General features: G+C 65.1%; 14 protein-coding genes and 1 tRNA gene. 5 read left to right on the forward strand and 10 right to left on the reverse strand.

What is annotated here, in order from left to right; translation table 11 throughout:
* Positions 1-2: 2 nt before the first annotated feature.
* The 7 genes from coaE to polA form a co-directional block, all read right to left on the reverse strand.
* Entirely contained in the window at positions 3-644 is a 642-nt protein-coding gene (coaE, locus tag AC1C2N_RS10760; protein ID WP_495434222.1) for a dephospho-CoA kinase, read from the reverse strand.
* Positions 645-668: 24 nt separating this feature from the next.
* The gene (locus AC1C2N_RS10765; RefSeq protein WP_483404120.1) at positions 669-1328 is read right to left on the reverse strand and encodes a TetR/AcrR family transcriptional regulator; all 660 of its coding nucleotides are present in this window, start codon (positions 1326-1328) and stop codon (positions 669-671) included.
* Between the two features lie 206 nt (positions 1329-1534).
* Positions 1535-2980 carry a 30S ribosomal protein S1 gene (gene rpsA / locus AC1C2N_RS10770; RefSeq protein ID WP_483404121.1) on the reverse strand — a complete coding sequence of 482 codons (1446 nt, stop codon included), beginning with the start codon at positions 2978-2980 and terminating at the stop codon, positions 1535-1537.
* Between the two features lie 160 nt (positions 2981-3140).
* Complete coding sequence (locus tag AC1C2N_RS10775) at positions 3141-4112, reverse strand: epimerase (RefSeq protein ID WP_495433958.1); 972 nt, start codon at positions 4110-4112, stop codon at positions 3141-3143.
* On the reverse strand, positions 4105-4767 hold the full coding sequence (locus AC1C2N_RS10780) for a DUF4166 domain-containing protein (protein WP_495433959.1): 663 nt from the start codon (positions 4765-4767) through the stop codon (positions 4105-4107). The genes AC1C2N_RS10775 and AC1C2N_RS10780 overlap by 8 nt, the downstream gene beginning before the upstream one ends.
* A 3-nt stretch (positions 4768-4770) precedes the next feature.
* Positions 4771-6447, reverse strand: coding sequence for a DUF885 domain-containing protein (locus tag AC1C2N_RS10785; protein ID WP_495433960.1), 1677 nt, complete (start codon positions 6445-6447; stop codon positions 4771-4773).
* Between the two features lie 90 nt (positions 6448-6537).
* Positions 6538-9201 (reverse strand): DNA polymerase I, encoded by a 2664-nt coding sequence (polA, locus tag AC1C2N_RS10790; protein WP_495433961.1) that lies wholly within the window; start codon positions 9199-9201, stop codon positions 6538-6540.
* A 69-nt stretch (positions 9202-9270) separates the two neighbouring features.
* Between polA and AC1C2N_RS10795 the strand changes: the two genes are divergently transcribed.
* Positions 9271-9693 (forward strand): hotdog fold thioesterase, encoded by a 423-nt coding sequence (locus AC1C2N_RS10795; protein WP_495433962.1) that lies wholly within the window; start codon positions 9271-9273, stop codon positions 9691-9693.
* Positions 9694-10028: 335 nt separating this feature from the next.
* Here the strand turns inward: AC1C2N_RS10795 and AC1C2N_RS10800 are convergent, their stop codons facing one another.
* The gene (locus AC1C2N_RS10800; protein WP_253375195.1) at positions 10029-10634 is read right to left on the reverse strand and encodes an ANTAR domain-containing response regulator; all 606 of its coding nucleotides are present in this window, start codon (positions 10632-10634) and stop codon (positions 10029-10031) included.
* A gap of 38 nt (positions 10635-10672) precedes the next feature.
* Between AC1C2N_RS10800 and AC1C2N_RS10805 the strand changes: the two genes are divergently transcribed.
* The 3 genes from AC1C2N_RS10805 (at position 10673) to AC1C2N_RS10815 (ending at position 12537) form a co-directional block, all read left to right on the forward strand.
* Positions 10673-10755: transfer RNA gene (locus tag AC1C2N_RS10805), tRNA-Leu, on the forward strand.
* Between the two features lie 361 nt (positions 10756-11116).
* Positions 11117-12085, forward strand: coding sequence for an MFS transporter (locus AC1C2N_RS10810; protein ID WP_495434223.1), 969 nt, complete (start codon positions 11117-11119; stop codon positions 12083-12085).
* Between the two features lie 107 nt (positions 12086-12192).
* Positions 12193-12537: a hypothetical protein gene (locus AC1C2N_RS10815; RefSeq protein ID WP_495433963.1), complete on the forward strand. Its 345-nt coding sequence runs from the start codon at positions 12193-12195 to the stop codon at positions 12535-12537.
* 3 nt (positions 12538-12540) lie between these two features.
* Here the strand turns inward: AC1C2N_RS10815 and AC1C2N_RS10820 are convergent, their stop codons facing one another.
* The gene (locus tag AC1C2N_RS10820) at positions 12541-13431 is read right to left on the reverse strand and encodes a hypothetical protein (protein WP_495433964.1); all 891 of its coding nucleotides are present in this window, start codon (positions 13429-13431) and stop codon (positions 12541-12543) included.
* A 232-nt stretch (positions 13432-13663) separates the two neighbouring features.
* Here AC1C2N_RS10820 and AC1C2N_RS10825 point away from each other — a divergent pair, with 232 nt between their 5' ends.
* The gene (locus AC1C2N_RS10825) at positions 13664-14137 is read left to right on the forward strand and encodes a ribosomal maturation YjgA family protein (RefSeq protein ID WP_495433965.1); all 474 of its coding nucleotides are present in this window, start codon (positions 13664-13666) and stop codon (positions 14135-14137) included.
* Here the strand turns inward: AC1C2N_RS10825 and AC1C2N_RS10830 are convergent.
* Positions 14073-14255, reverse strand: a complete 183-nt coding sequence (locus tag AC1C2N_RS10830) for a hypothetical protein (RefSeq protein ID WP_495433966.1) — start codon at positions 14253-14255, stop codon at positions 14073-14075. The two genes, AC1C2N_RS10825 and AC1C2N_RS10830, sit on opposite strands and share 65 nt — an antisense overlap.
* Positions 14256-14269: the final 14 nt, after the last annotated feature.

Genomic DNA, 14269 nt, shown 5'->3' on the forward strand with positions numbered 1-14269 from the left:
GTCTAGGCACCGTCACTGACATCGGAGGTCCCGCGGCGGCCCCCTGATTTTGCCGAGAGCGAAGCCCACAGGCCGTCGACCTGCTCGAGGGTGTCGGCGAGCGTCTTGTCGGTGTCGATAACGACGTCGGCGAGAGCAAGCCTCTCCTTGTCACTGGCCTGCGCCGCTATCCGCCGCTCCGCTTCTTCCGGAGACATCCCCCTGAGCGAGACGAGCCGTTCGATCCTGGTGTCAGCACTGGCCTGGGCAACCACGATGAGGTCGTAGGAGCGCGGCAGGTTCGCCTCGACCAGGAGCGGAACGTCGTAGACCACGACGGCGTCGGGGTTCTCGTTCGCCGCTTGCGAGATGCGGTCTTTGGTCAGACGCCGGACCGCCGGGTGGACGATGCCGTTCAGGGTTCGGAGCGCGGCAGCATCGGAGAAAACTATCGCGCCGAGCGCCGCACGGTCGAGCCGGCCATCATCGGTCAGTACCCGATCACCGAAGGATGCCGTGATCGCCTCGAGCGCGGGCGTGCCCGGTTCGACGGCCTCGCGCGCGAGCTGGTCAGCGTCGATGTGGACGGCCCCCAGCTCAGCGAGACGCCGGGCGATCGTTGATTTGCCGGAGCCGATTCCGCCGGTAAGGCCGATGAGATACACGCGGTTCGAACGAGGGCTGGTCACCTAAACGGCGGGGACCAGGTGACCCTCGAGATAGGCGATCGGAACGGCGCGTGCTTCCTGAAGCAGCCAGGGGTCGCCGTCCGGAGTCTGGTCGAACGCCAGGCGCTGGAGCGCGCGGGAAAGTTCGACGGCCACACTCACGTGGCCGATCCAGCGGTCATCGTCGGGGAAATCGAACTGAGAGAGCAGTTTGACGACCGCGCTCACGTAGGCACGCTGGCTGCGGGAGTACTGCTCCTGGCTCTCATCGTCCCCGAGGATGCGGTACTGCGTCGCCTTGAAGCCAGGGATCGTGCGCCGCGCGACGACGGAAGTGTCCATCATGATGCCGAGTGCGTCCTGCCAGGTCTCGGGCTGCTCGTCCAGGAGCCGCTCGATGCACAGCGACACGAACTGGTCCTGCATGTACTGGTAGACACCGATCATCAGCGCGATGCGATCGGGGAAAAACCTGTACACGGTTCCGATTGCCATTTCAGCGCGCTTCGCCACCTCGGCGGTGGTCACACCAGCGTGCCCTGACTCGTCGATAATCTCACCGCAGACCCGGAGAATCGACTGGAGGCTCTGCCTGCTTCGTTCCTGTTGGGGGTTGTTGCGCAGTGACTTCTCGGCGGATGTATCCGTTTCGAGGTACTGCTTCAGAGGATCAATATCCACGTGGCACCTTCGAATAGTGATGGGTTCTCGGGGCGCAGCCCAGGCTGGCCGCAGCGCTCGGCTGCGCCGCAACACTATCAGCCGATTCCGCACGGATGCTGAAGGCTGAGCCCCGAGCCAACGGCGTGTTGGACTGGATACGCAAAACTGGCCGGCCCAGAAGGGCCGGCCAGTTGTGTCAGTACTGCGTGAGCAGTCGCTGCTGCTTAGGAGTTGCTCGAGAGCTTCTCGCGGAGAGCGGCGAGCGACTCGTCGTCAGCAAGCGTTCCCGCACCAGCGGTCTCGCTCGAGAACGAGGATCCGGCGGCCGGAGCTGCTGCTGCTGCCTCTTCGACAGCTGCAGATGCGACAACCTGCTTCTTGTGGGCTTCCCAGCGAGCCTGGGCTGCAGCGTAGTCCTGCTCCCACTTCTCGCGCTGGGACTCGAAGCCCTCTTTCCACTCGTTGGTCTCGGAGTCGAAGCCCTCTGGGTACTTGTAGTTGCCCTGGTCGTCGTACTCGGTGAGCATTCCGTAGAGAGCCGGGTCGAACTCGGTTCCCTCGGGGTCGACACCCTCGTTGGCCTGCTTGAGGCTCAGCGAGATGCGGCGACGCTCGAGGTCGATGTCGATGACCTTGACGAAGACCTCGTCGCCGACCGAAACAACCTGCTCGGCGAGCTCAACGTGCTTGCCGCTGAGCTCGGAGATGTGAACGAGACCCTCGATGCCATCGGCAACGCGAACGAACGCACCGAACGGGACGAGCTTGGTGACCTTACCCGGTGCAACCTGGCCAATGGCGTGGGTGCGGGCAAAGACCTGCCACGGGTCTTCCTGCGTCGCCTTGAGCGACAGGGAGACGCGCTCGCGGTCGAGGTCGACCTCGAGAATCTCGACGGTGACTTCCTGGCCGACTTCGACGACCTCGCTGGCGTGCTCAATGTGCTTCCAGCTGAGTTCGGAGACGTGGACGAGACCGTCGACGCCGCCGAGGTCGACGAACGCACCGAAGTTGACGATCGACGAAACGACACCCTTGCGAACCTGGCCCTTTTGGAGGTTGTTCAGGAACGTGGTGCGGCTCTCGGACTGGGTCTGCTCGAGGAGTGCGCGACGCGAAAGCACAACGTTATTGCGGTTCTTGTCGAGCTCGAGGATCTTGGCCTCGATCTCCTGGCCGAGGTACGGCGTGAGGTCGCGGACGCGGCGGAGCTCGATGAGCGAGGCCGGCAGGAAGCCACGGAGGCCGATGTCGACGATAAGTCCACCCTTGACGACCTCGATGACCGAACCGGTCACGACGCCATCGGTTTCCTTGATCTTCTCAACGTCGCCCCACGCACGCTCGTACTGAGCGCGCTTCTTGGACAGGATGAGACGGCCTTCTTTGTCTTCCTTCTGGAGGACGAGGGCTTCAACCGTGTCGCCGACCTGAACTACTTCGCTCGGGTCTACGTCGTGCTTGATCGAAAGCTCGCGAGAGGGAATGACGCCCTCGGTCTTGTAGCCGACATCGAGGAGAACCTCGTCGCGGTCGATCTTGACGACGGTGCCCTCGATGAGGTCTCCGTCGTTGAAGAACTTCAGTGTTTTTTCGACCGCGGCCAGGAAGTCTTCAGCCGATCCGATGTCGTTGATAGCGACCTGCTTGGCGGTCGTTGTGGTTGTCATGTAGTAGTTGCTCCAGTAAGGACATATTTCGGGCCGTGCGCGACCTTCGATAATCGGTGATTATGGGAGGCTGTTGTTGCGCACAGCGAACGGATAGATCGTCACAAATGTGACATGCCAGTTTACCCGGAAATAAGCGGGAAGAGCAAATGCCAAACGGTCAGGGTGCCAGCGGCGCCCCGGCGCGGACGATGCTCGCGAGCGCCGGCTCGAGATCGGGGTGGTGGAACCGGTAGCCGGCCTCCGTGAGCCGCTCGGGGACGACCCAGCGGCTCTTGAGCACGAGCTCGGTTTCGGTGCGAAGAATCGCCGTTCCGAGCTCGAGCATCCACCGGGTTGTCGGCAATCCGAACGGCACGCCCAGGGCGTGGCGCAAAGCGGTCATGAGCCCACGGTTGTCGGAGGGACGGGGCGAGGCGGCATTGATGATCCCATCGAGGTCGCTCCGTTCCCTGAGGAAAAGGATGATCCGGTCGACATCGTCGATGTGGATCCAGCTGAATTTCTGCTGCCCTCCCCGTGCGCCGAACTCGTGAAAAGTGCCCGCTGCTCTTCGCTGGCGTGTCGCGGGCCAGCGCCCGTCGTGCTGGGTCCCGCCGAGCCCGAACCTCGTCAGCCAGCGCAGCGGGGTGAGCGCACTTCCATCGCCGAGCACGATGGCGAGCCGGAGGGCGACCCTGCGTGTCGCCGGCAGCTCCCCCGCGAAAAACTCGTCCTCCCAGGCGCGAGCGATGCCGACGCTGAACCCGGTGCCGAGCTCGCCCGTTGACTCGGTCATCGGGCGGTCTTCTGCGTGGCGATAGATGGTCGCCGTCGATGAGTTCACCCACAGGGCGGGTGGTGCGTCGCACGCACGCACCGCCTCGTTCAGCTCACGGGTTGTCTCGACGCGTGATCGAAGAATCTCCCGTCGGTTCTCCGGGGTGTACCGGCAGTTGACGCTTTTTCCCGCGAGGTTGATGAGGAGGTCCGCGCCGTCAAGCAACCGGACGATAGCGGCGGTGTCGCCCCACGCGGCATCCGCTGTTCGCCTTCCGATGGTGCTGACCGTTGCCCCGCGCGACCGGTACCGGGACGCAAGGTAGTGACCGATGAACCCGGATGCCCCGGCGATGACGACACGTTCACTCATGATCAGGTTCTTTCGGTTCTGATGGATGCACCGGCACCGGGGCGGTGACGGTGTAGTTGAAGCTTCCGCCGTATTCGTAGAGCCTGCCGAGGCCCGGCGCATCGATCGTGACCCTGACCCGCTGTGCGTCGGCGTCGTCATCGAATCGCTCGGTCAACACCACGACGGGCGAGACGCGGGCCGGGATCGGAACGTGTGCGCGACCGAGTCGGATATCAACGTGTGTCGAACGCAGGACGAGCCCGCCGTCGACCACCCGGGCGCCGAACCGTGCGGTGATCAGCCCACCCGACCCGATGCTGTCGACCAGCTCGCCATGGTGAGCTCGCATCACGTCGGTCATGACGCGGTCGCCGCCGGGGAAATGAAAGCGGCGCGTTGCGGTCACCGCGAGGACGCCGGCGCCATCGTCGAGCGACCGGTTCTCCACGGTGAACGGCACGGTGCGCCGCCACACCGGGAACAGAACCCCGGCCAGGCCGAGCACCCACAGCGCCGGCCACAGCCAGCGCCTGGGCGTACCGACCACGTCGAAGACTCCGGACCCCGTCCCGACGCTTCCCGCCGGGATCGCCGAGAAGTACGCGTGCAGCCGCGGGTGCAGTGCTGAGAACTCAGGACCGATTGCCGCCTGATAGACCGACGTCGCTGGCACTGGTCAGTCAGCGAGCAGTGCGTGTTTCAGCGTGTCGAGCCCGACCCCGCCGAGGTCCAGCGCTCGGCGGTGGAACGCCTTGAGGTCGAACGAGTTCCCCTCACGGCGCTCGGCGTCCTCGCGGAGCTGTTCCCACAGCCTCTGACCGACCTTGTACGACGGTGCCTGGCCCGGCCAGCCGAGGTACCGGTTCACCTCGAACCGGACAAAGCCCTCGTTCATGTTGACGTTCCTGCCGAGGAAGGCAAACGCGTCGTCAGCGGTCCAGACGGTGTCTCCGCCCGGCACCTTCTTGCCGAGGTGCACGCCGATGTCGAGCACAACGCGGGCCGCCCTCATCCGTTGCCCATCGAGCATGCCCAGGCGGTCAGCGGGGTCATCGAGGTAGCCGAGCTGCTCCATCAATCTCTCCGCGTAGAGTGCCCAGCCCTCCGCGTGTCCAGACGTACCGGCGAGCTGGCGGCGCCAGGTGTTCAGTTTCGCGCGGTTGTACACAGCCTGGCCGATCTGCAGGTGGTGGCCGGGAACGCCCTCGTGGTACACCGTGGTGAGTTCACGCCAGGTATCGAACTCGGTGACGCCCTCCGGCACTGACCACCACATGCGGCCCGGCCGCGAGAAGTCGTCGGTTGGGCCGGTGTAGTAGATCCCGCCCTCCTGGGTCGGCGCGATCATGCACTCGATGGTGCGGATCTCTTCGGGAATGTCGAAGTGGGTGCGTCCGAGCTCGGTGACCGCACGGTCGCTCGTCTCCTGCATCCACTTCTGCAGTGCGTCGGTTCCGTGAAGTTTGCGGCTCAGGTCGTTGTCGAGAAAAGCGATGGCTTCCTCGACCGTCGCGCCCGGCTTGATCTCCCTGGCGATCGACTCCTGCTCCTCGACCATGGTGCGCAGTTCCTCGATGCCCCACTCATAGGTCTCGTCGAGGTCGATGGTCGCACCGAGGAACCTGCGCGACTGCAGTTCGTAGATGTCGCGGCCGACGGCATCCGCGGTTCGCGCGACTGGCTCGAGTTCGTGGGCCAGGAAGTCCGCCAGCTCCTGGTAGGCAACCGCCGCCTGTCCGGCATTGAGGTTGAGTTGAGAGGCGAGGGACGCCGGGAGCTGGCCGTCGACCGGGCCGGAGGTCGCGGCGAGGTGGGCGAAGAACCCGTCCTTGGCGCTGTACCGTTTGGCTTGCTCGAAGACCTCAGCGACCTGCCGTTTCGCGGGGGTAATCCCCCGCTGGATGCCGAGCCTGAGTGTTTCGATGTAGCCGGACATGGCCTCGGGCAGCGCCTTGAGCCGGGACGACACGTTCTCCCAGTCATCGACGGTGGCGGTCGGCATGATGTCGAAAATCTCTCGGATGCCCTGGGCCGGCGAGGCGATGACGTTGAGGTCGCGCAGGTGGAGGCCGGCGTCGGCGCTCTCAACCTCGAGGGCGAGCTCAGCGCGCAGGTCGGTGCGGGTGACAGTGTCGACATCGTCGACGGGTTTGGCACTGTCAAGAGCAGCAATGACCTTGCGTGCTTCATCGATGAACCGCTCGTGCCCGGCCGGTGAGAAGTCGCCGAAGCGGTCGTTGACCTCGTCCCGGCCGATGTAGGTGCCGACGAGCGGGTCGATGTCGACGAGGGTGTCGACCCACGATTCGGCTATGGCGTCGATGGGGGTCGGCGTACGCTGCTCTGCTGTCATGGATGTGAGCCTACGGCAGCGCGGCGCGTCAGGCACAGACCGCCCTGGCCCGCCGCGCATCGCGGGCCAGGGTTGGGTGTGGCGGGACGATCAGTGCGCTGCGGCGTCCCAGTTGTGCCCGCGCCCGACGTGCACGTCGAGGGGAACCACGAGGTCGGCTGCCGTGGCCATCCGGTGCCGCACGACGGCCTCGATGGCATCCCACTCGCCGGGGGCGACCTCGAAGATGAGCTCATCGTGCACCTGCATGAGCATGCGGCTCGACAGCTGCTTCTCGGCGACGTCCTTCTCGATGTTGTTCATCGCAATCTTCATGATGTCCGCCGCCGTGCCCTGGATCGGGGCGTTGAGCGCCGCGCGCTGCGCGTTATCGCGCAGTACCCGGTTGGAGCTCTTGAGGTCGGGGAACGGGCGGCGCCTGCCGAAGATGGTCGTGGTGTACCCGTCTTCGACGGCCTGTTCGACGACGTTGCGGAGGTAGTCGCGGACCGCTCCGAACCGTTCGAAGTACCCGGCCATGAGCTTCTTCGCCTCGGATGAATCGATCCGCAGCTGCTTCGACAGCCCGAACGCGCTGAGACCGTAGGCGAGCCCGTATGACATCGCCTTGACCTTGGTGCGCATTTCGTTGGTGACGTCCTCGGGGGCCACCAGGAAGATCTTCGAGCCGACGAACCGGTGGAGGTCTTCTCCGGTGCGGAATGCCTCGATGAGGCCAGGGTCACCGGAGAGGTGCGCCATGATCCGCATCTCGATCTGCGAGTAGTCGGCGGTCAGCAGGGTCTCGTAGCCTTCGCCTGCCTCAAAGGCGGCACGGATGCGACGACCCTCTTCGGTGCGGACCGGGATGTTCTGCAGGTTGGGGTCTGTCGACGAGATCCGGCCCGTTGTCGTTCCGGTCTGGACATAACTCGTGTGGACCCTGCCGTCAGGACCGATCGCCTTGTCGACGGTTTCAACGATCTGGCGAAGTTTGGTCGCGTCGCGGTGTTCGAGGAGCAGGCCGAGGAACGGATGCGGGTTGGAGGCCTGCAGATCGGCCAGCGCACCGGCATCCGTCGAATAGCCCGTCTTGTTCGCTCGGGTCTTCGGCATGTCGAGCTCGTTGAACAGCACCTCCTGGAGCTGCTTCGGTGAGCCGAGGTTCACCTCGTGGCCAATGATCGCGTATGCCTGGCTGGCCAGGTCGGCGGCGCGAGTTGCGAGCTGGCCGGAGAGTTCGGCGAGCTGATCGTGGTTGACGGTGACGCCGCGCAGTTCGATGTCGACGAGGGTGATGAGCGTCGGCATCTCGATGTCGCTGAGTACCTTGCGTGAACCCGGGTCGAGCGCCTCGGTCAGCGGTGCGAGCAGACGAAGGGTGAACCACGCCTCAACCGGTGCCGTTGCCGGATCGTCAAGCGGCACGAGCTGGTTCGGGTCGGAGACGGGCAGCGACTCGTCGAGGTACCGCGAGACGAGGTGTGCGAGGGTCTTTTCGGTGCCGTTCGGGCGCAGGAGCCACCCGGCGATGTGGGTGTCGAAGGCAATACCGTCGAACGCCACCCCCGCAGTACGGAGCGCCTTGAGCTGCTTCTTCGCGTCGGTCATGACCTTGGGAGCATCACTGGCGAGCCAGGCTTCGAACGGCGCGTAGTCGGCACCACCCGGCTTCCAGGCGAGGGCGACGGCCTCGGTGAGCGTCGCGATTCCTGCGGCGACGGGTTTGCCGTCGTGCAGTTCGATGGTGAGACCGAGCCCGTCGGGGTTCGCCGCGGTGGCCCGGCTGAGCCACGCACCGAGTTCTTCATCGAGGAGCTGCTGCGGGACCGGGATCTTCACGGCGTCGGCGCGAACCGCCGGAACACCCGTGGTCTGCTCGTCGAGCCCCTCCGCCTTGAGCAGGCGGTCGAGCATCGTGCGGAACTCGAGCTTGTCGAAGATCTCGCGCACGGCAGCTTCATCAATCGGCTTCTTCTCGAGCGAGTCGAGAGTGACAGGAAGCTCGACATCGGTGAGCAGGTGGTTGAGCCTGCGGTTCCGGATCGCGTTCTCTTTGTGTTCGCGGAGGCTCTCCCCCACCTTGCCGGTGATCTTGTCGGCGTTCTCGAGGATGCCGTCGAGGCTGCCGTACTGGTTGAGCCACTTCACGGCCGTCTTCTCGCCGACCTTGGGGACGCCGGGGAGGTTATCGCTGGTCTCGCCGACGAGAGCGGCGACCTCGGGGTACTGGTGCGGCTGGATGCCGTAGCGTTCCATCACCTTCGCCGCGTCGTAGCGCGTGAGGTCGGAGACGCCCATGCGCGAGGGGTACAGCAGCGTGACGTCGTCGTTGACGAGCTGGATCGTGTCGCGGTCGCCGGACACGACGAGCACCCGGTAGCCCTGCTCGCGGCCCTTGACGCTGAGCGTCGCGAGGATGTCGTCGGCCTCGTAGTCTTCGATCGAGATCGTTGTGATGTTCATCGCGGCGAGGACATCCTGCAGCAGCGGGACCTGGCCGATGAACTCCGATGGCGTTTCACCGCGGGTGCCCTTGTACTCCGGGTACTCGCGGGTACGGAAGCTGAACCGTGAGATGTCGAACGCGACGGCGATGTGTGTCGGCTTGTGGTCGCGAATGAGGTTGATCAGCATGGCGAGGAAGCCGTGAATAGCATTCGTGTGCTGACCGTCTTTAGTGGAGAAACTGTCGACCGGGAGTGCGTAGAACGCCCGGAATGCTAGGGAATGACCGTCAATGACGAGGAGGGTAGGCTTTTCGTTGTCAGACACCCTCCCAGCCTACAAGCGACTGCTGACAGCCAATTGCGACGGCGGGTTCGACACCGAGCAAAGGCGACGATGACTGAAACCACAGAGAACACACTCGACTATGTCCTCCAGCGCGGCGCCGGTGCGCTTGCCGCGAAGATGGGCATCGAGTTCACCGAATTCACGATCGAGCGCGCGGTTGCGACCATGCCCGTCGACGGCAATACCCAGCCGGCCATGCTCCTCCACGGCGGTGCGTACGTGGTACTCGGAGAGTCGCTCGGCTCCATGTCGGCCAACCTGTGGGCGGGTCCGGGCAAGCTCGCTGTCGGCGTCGACATCAACGCAACACACACTCGGTCGGCCACGTCCGGAATCGTCACTGGCGTCTGCACCCCCATTCACCTCGGGCGTTCGATGACCGTGCACGAGATCGCGGTGACCGACGAACAGGGCCGTCGGTGTTCGACCATTCGGATCACGAACATGATCAAGGACGCGCCAGCCGGCTGAACGGCATCCCTCGTTCAGAATTCGCAACGTGGAGCCACACTCGTCGGTCGCGAATGTCGGGTTCCGTCGAGAAAACCCTGCCTTCCGGACCGATGAGTGCGGCGGTGTGCGGCGGCATGGGTTCGTCGGTCGCGAATGTCGGGTTCCGTCGAGAAAACCCTTCCTTCCGGACCGATGCGTGCGGCGGTGTCTGGCGGCATGGGTTCGTCGGTCGCGAATGTCGGGTTCCGTCGAGGAAACCCTGCCTTCCGGACCGATGAGTGTGCGGCAGCGGCACGGGACAACGCAGAAGGCGGGCCGGGTATACCGGCCCGCCTTCTGTCGTAGCTGGGGTTCTACTTCTTCGCTGTGAGCTGCTCGACGATGGCCTGGGCGACGTCGTGCATGGTGAGGCGACGGTCCATCGACGCCTTCTGGATCCAGCGGAAAGCTTCGGGCTCGGTGAGGCCCATCTTCTCGTTGAGCAGGCCCTTGGCCCGGTCGACGAGCTTGCGGGTCTCGAAACGCTCGACCATGTCGGCGACTTCGGCCTCGAGTGTGATGATCTGCTGGTAGCGGCTCAGCGCGATTTCGATCGCGGGCAGCAGGTCGTTCGGCGTGAACGGCTTGACGACGTAGGCCAGGGCACCTGCCTCGCTCGCGCGCTCGACGAGCTCCTTCTGGCTGAAGGCGGTGAGCAGGACGACGGGGGCGATCTGGGCCTTGTGCAGGCGCTCAGCGGCGGAGATGCCGTCGAGCTGCGGCATTTTGACATCCATGATGACGAGGTCGGGGCGCAGTTCCATGGCGAGGGCAACGGCGGTTTCACCGTCACCAGCTTCACCGACAACCTCGAAGCCGTTGTCACGGAGGATTTCGACAATGTCGAGACGAATCAGTGATTCGTCTTCTGCTACGACGACGCGTCGTGGGGCTGGGGTTGATGCTTCTTGCTCGGTCACGTCTTAATCCTACGGTACTCTTGTCCACGTTGTTGTGCGCCGGTGTGGCGGAATGGCAGACGCGGAGCACTCAAAATGCTTTGTTCGAGAGGACGTGTGGGTTCGAGTCCCACCACCGGCACAGCAGTGTGACCCCTTTATCTCCTCGTTTTGACGGGGAGATGAAGGGGTCTTTTTGTGCGTGCCGCCTGGCCTGTCCCGAGGCGCGTTGCACATGCGTGCGTTTCGCCGAGGATGCCGAGACAGACGACGACGCGACGCCACCGCGACGATGGGCACGAGTGATCCGGAAGTAAACGGACCCAGGCTGGACCCGTCACTATGGCGCACGTGCGGCGAAGTCCGACCGACGGCCGGGGCCGAATCGGCCGGGCACAGGACCCTGCGCAAGGCGCGTCCGGTAGCTATAGTCGGGACCTCGAGCGAGGGGCGGCCATGATCAGATCATCGAGCGTCGCGAGCGGCTGACTGGTGGTCGTCTGCTGCCTCTCCCAGTTCCTGCACACCGTCTACGGCAGTGTCGCCAACATTGCGTTGCCCGACATCGCGCAGACCTCGACGCCCGGATCGACTCACTGCAGTGGGTGGTGAGCGCGTACGTGCTGACGCTCGCGAGCATGCTCACCTTCTCCGGCACGCTCGCCGACCGCATCGGCCGGAAACGTGTCCTGATCGCGGGCAACGTCATGATGATCGCTGGTTCCATCCTCTGCGCGATGAGTAGCTCGGTTCCCCTTCTCATCATGGGGCGGGTCGTCCAGGGGATCGGCAGCGCCTTGATCGCCCCCGCCGGATTGTCATTGCTCGCGGCGGCATTCCCCGAGACCGCCCGCCGCGCTGTGGCTGTCATGTGGTGGACCACGATCGGTACAGCCTCGCTCGCGGCCGGTCCCATTCTCGGCGGCCTGCTCGTGCGCGACCTCGGCTGGGCGAGCGTCTTCTGGGCAGGGGTGCCCATCGGACTGCTCGCCGCTGCTCTTGCTGCCGTGCTCCTGACGGCATCGCGGGCCGATCAGCCGCAACCGTTCGACGCCATCGGTCAGGTGCTGCTCACGGTGTTCCTCGCCGGACTCGCGTTCGCGCTCATCGAGGGTGTGCACCTGGGCTGGACTTCGCCAGCCATAATCCTGGCTGCCTCCGTGGGAGTCAGCGTGACAGCGCTGTCGTCCCTTCCCATCTCGGAGGCGGGACTGGCCTCGAGCCTCGTATCGACATCGAAGCAGACCGGTCAGCTCCTGGGTATCGCCGGGATCGGCACCATACTCGCCGCGGCGGCGACGACCTCGGAGGCCCTCGAGTTCGAGGAGATGGGGGGCTGGGTGCGGGGGGTGCTGACCGCAGCCGGCTTACTGATCGCCGCGCTGGCGCTCAGCTCGCCACGATCGTCCCGCACGGTACGGGGGCATGGCGCCCCGCGGGCTGAGAATTCCCCGCGGGCTGAGAATTCCTGAGACGGATGCCGTGGCATCCGTTCGATGCGGCAGTGTCCCCTATAGCCCATAACTGCCGATTTGTTCAGGGGTTGAACGAGCTGGTATCGACGGGGTTAGCTGCAGGTATGGAACGCATACACTACGCGACAGGTTCGATCCTCACCGGGTCGGAGATCGCCAGGGCCCTTGTCGGTTACGCAGAAGCCCTCGCGAAGGTGGGCTCGTCTGCATCCGTCGATATTCCCTCGCTCCACGAGGACGGCACACTGGGTCGCGCGAACTTCCTGGTCGGCCCCGCCAGCCAGCTGGTATCCGAGACGGAAGACAGCACGTTCCCCGAGGTCACCGATGCTGATTTGGTGGCCGAATTGCAGGAGGCAACGGCTCGCCTCGGCAACGCACACCCCCAGACGTCCGACATCGAAAGGGTGCCGGGCGACGACATTCTGGAGTTCCCCGAGCAGGGCTGATCCCTAGTCGTTCGACGCGCTACGCGAGAGCCGTTCCGCGCGTTCCCTGGCTCGCGCAAGCGCGCGGCCGGCGACACCGGCCTCATGCCGAGCCCCTGCAACGTTTTTTCGCAGCGTGTCGTGCTCGGCCTTACGATCGTCCAGTTCCGACTCAATCTCGGTGAGACGGGCCCGCAGCCGACGGCGTTCGTCGGTGAGGGTCTCAATCTCGGGCGCGAGAGCGCTGATTCGCGACTGAATGCCCTCGAGCGCCTCGTCCGCGTCATCGGCGCGGCGCTCGGCATCCTCGAGTTTTCGACGAGCCTCAGCGAGGTCACGCTGTGCAGCGGTGGTATCAACGGCACGGAGCCGTGGGGGGTCATCACGGGAGGACGACGGTGCCGCCGACACCGAGTCGACAGCCAGGGCACCGGAGAGGTCCACGGGTTCGACCCCGTTTGACGTCAGGCTCCGAATGAGCACCGCCGTGAGCACCGCGTCTGCTGCGGCGGAATCGGCGAGCGCCGCCTGAAGCGTCTGCTCGAGTTCCCGCACCGCGCTCGGGCTGGCCTTCGTGCCGGCTTTCGCGCCGGTCTCGACGCCGAGTCGGGACACCGCCCGGATCAGCTGTTGCCGCTCACGGCCGAGCCTCCTGAGGTCATCGGTCTCGCGGGCCTCCTCGGCAGCGCGCAGGTCTTTTCCCAGCGCGATCAGTTTGTCGACGTCGTCCCTGTGCGTTGCGACCAGGAGATTGGCGAGCCACGCAGCGACCGACGGCTTCGGCAACTTTCCGAGCCGACGCGCGAGGTCTTTGTCACCCGCATCCTTCGCCGCGCTCACCGCAGCGGCCCGGGCTCGGACGAATTCGCTGAGCGGCACCGTGTACAGCTCGGTCGCGACGGATTCCAGGTTCATGGGCCCAGATTATCCGTCCGATGAGAGCAACGGATGCCACCCGGCGCGGGTCGGAGGTACCGCCCGTTCGCTGTCACGGAACGGGCACGGGTGCAGAGCGCGTAGTCGGGATGACGACAGGCGCAACGGGCGGCCATGATGGACGGGTGTCCTCCTACGCCGCTCCCCCGCGCCACTCGGCCGCGCCATTCGCCCGCACCGTCACCGCCCACACAGCGCGAGGCGAAGACTCGTGAGCCACGACGGTGTCGCGGCATCGGGCAGTGACAGGGCCCCCGCTCCCCGGCCGGGCGCGCGCCGCCTCGCACTCACCATCGGCGCCGTCGTGACGATCATCGCCGGGCTGACGATAGCGACAGCGTTCTCCGGGTTCAGTGCGGATGCCACCGCCGACGCCCTCTACGCGGTGCTCGTCTACCTGCTCGTTGGAGCGGTCTTCCCGAGGCTGCACACGTTCGTCACCGCGATTGTGGCGTTCAGCGTCTCTGCGCTCGTCGAGTTCTCGCAGTTGACGGGGCTTCCTGCAGCGCTGGCCGAGGTCTTTCCCCCGGCACGGCTGGTGTTCGGCACGACGTTCGTCGCCACCGACCTGATTTTCTATGCGATCGGTGCGGCTCTCGTCGCCGCCGGCGACGCGCTCGTCACTCGGCTGCTGTGTCGGCTTCGGGGTCGGGGTCGCTCGGGCGATACTTCGCGTCGTCCCTGATGTCGATCCTGGTCACTCCGTCTGGCTTCTCGGTCACATCGATGCGAGGCGCAGCGTCGGACTCGTCGGCCTGAGGCGCTGTGGTCAGCTGGTCGTGGCGTTTCTCTTCAGCGTCCATGGTTGCTCCCCTGC

Source organism: Mycetocola sp. Y791 (assembly GCF_059445325.1).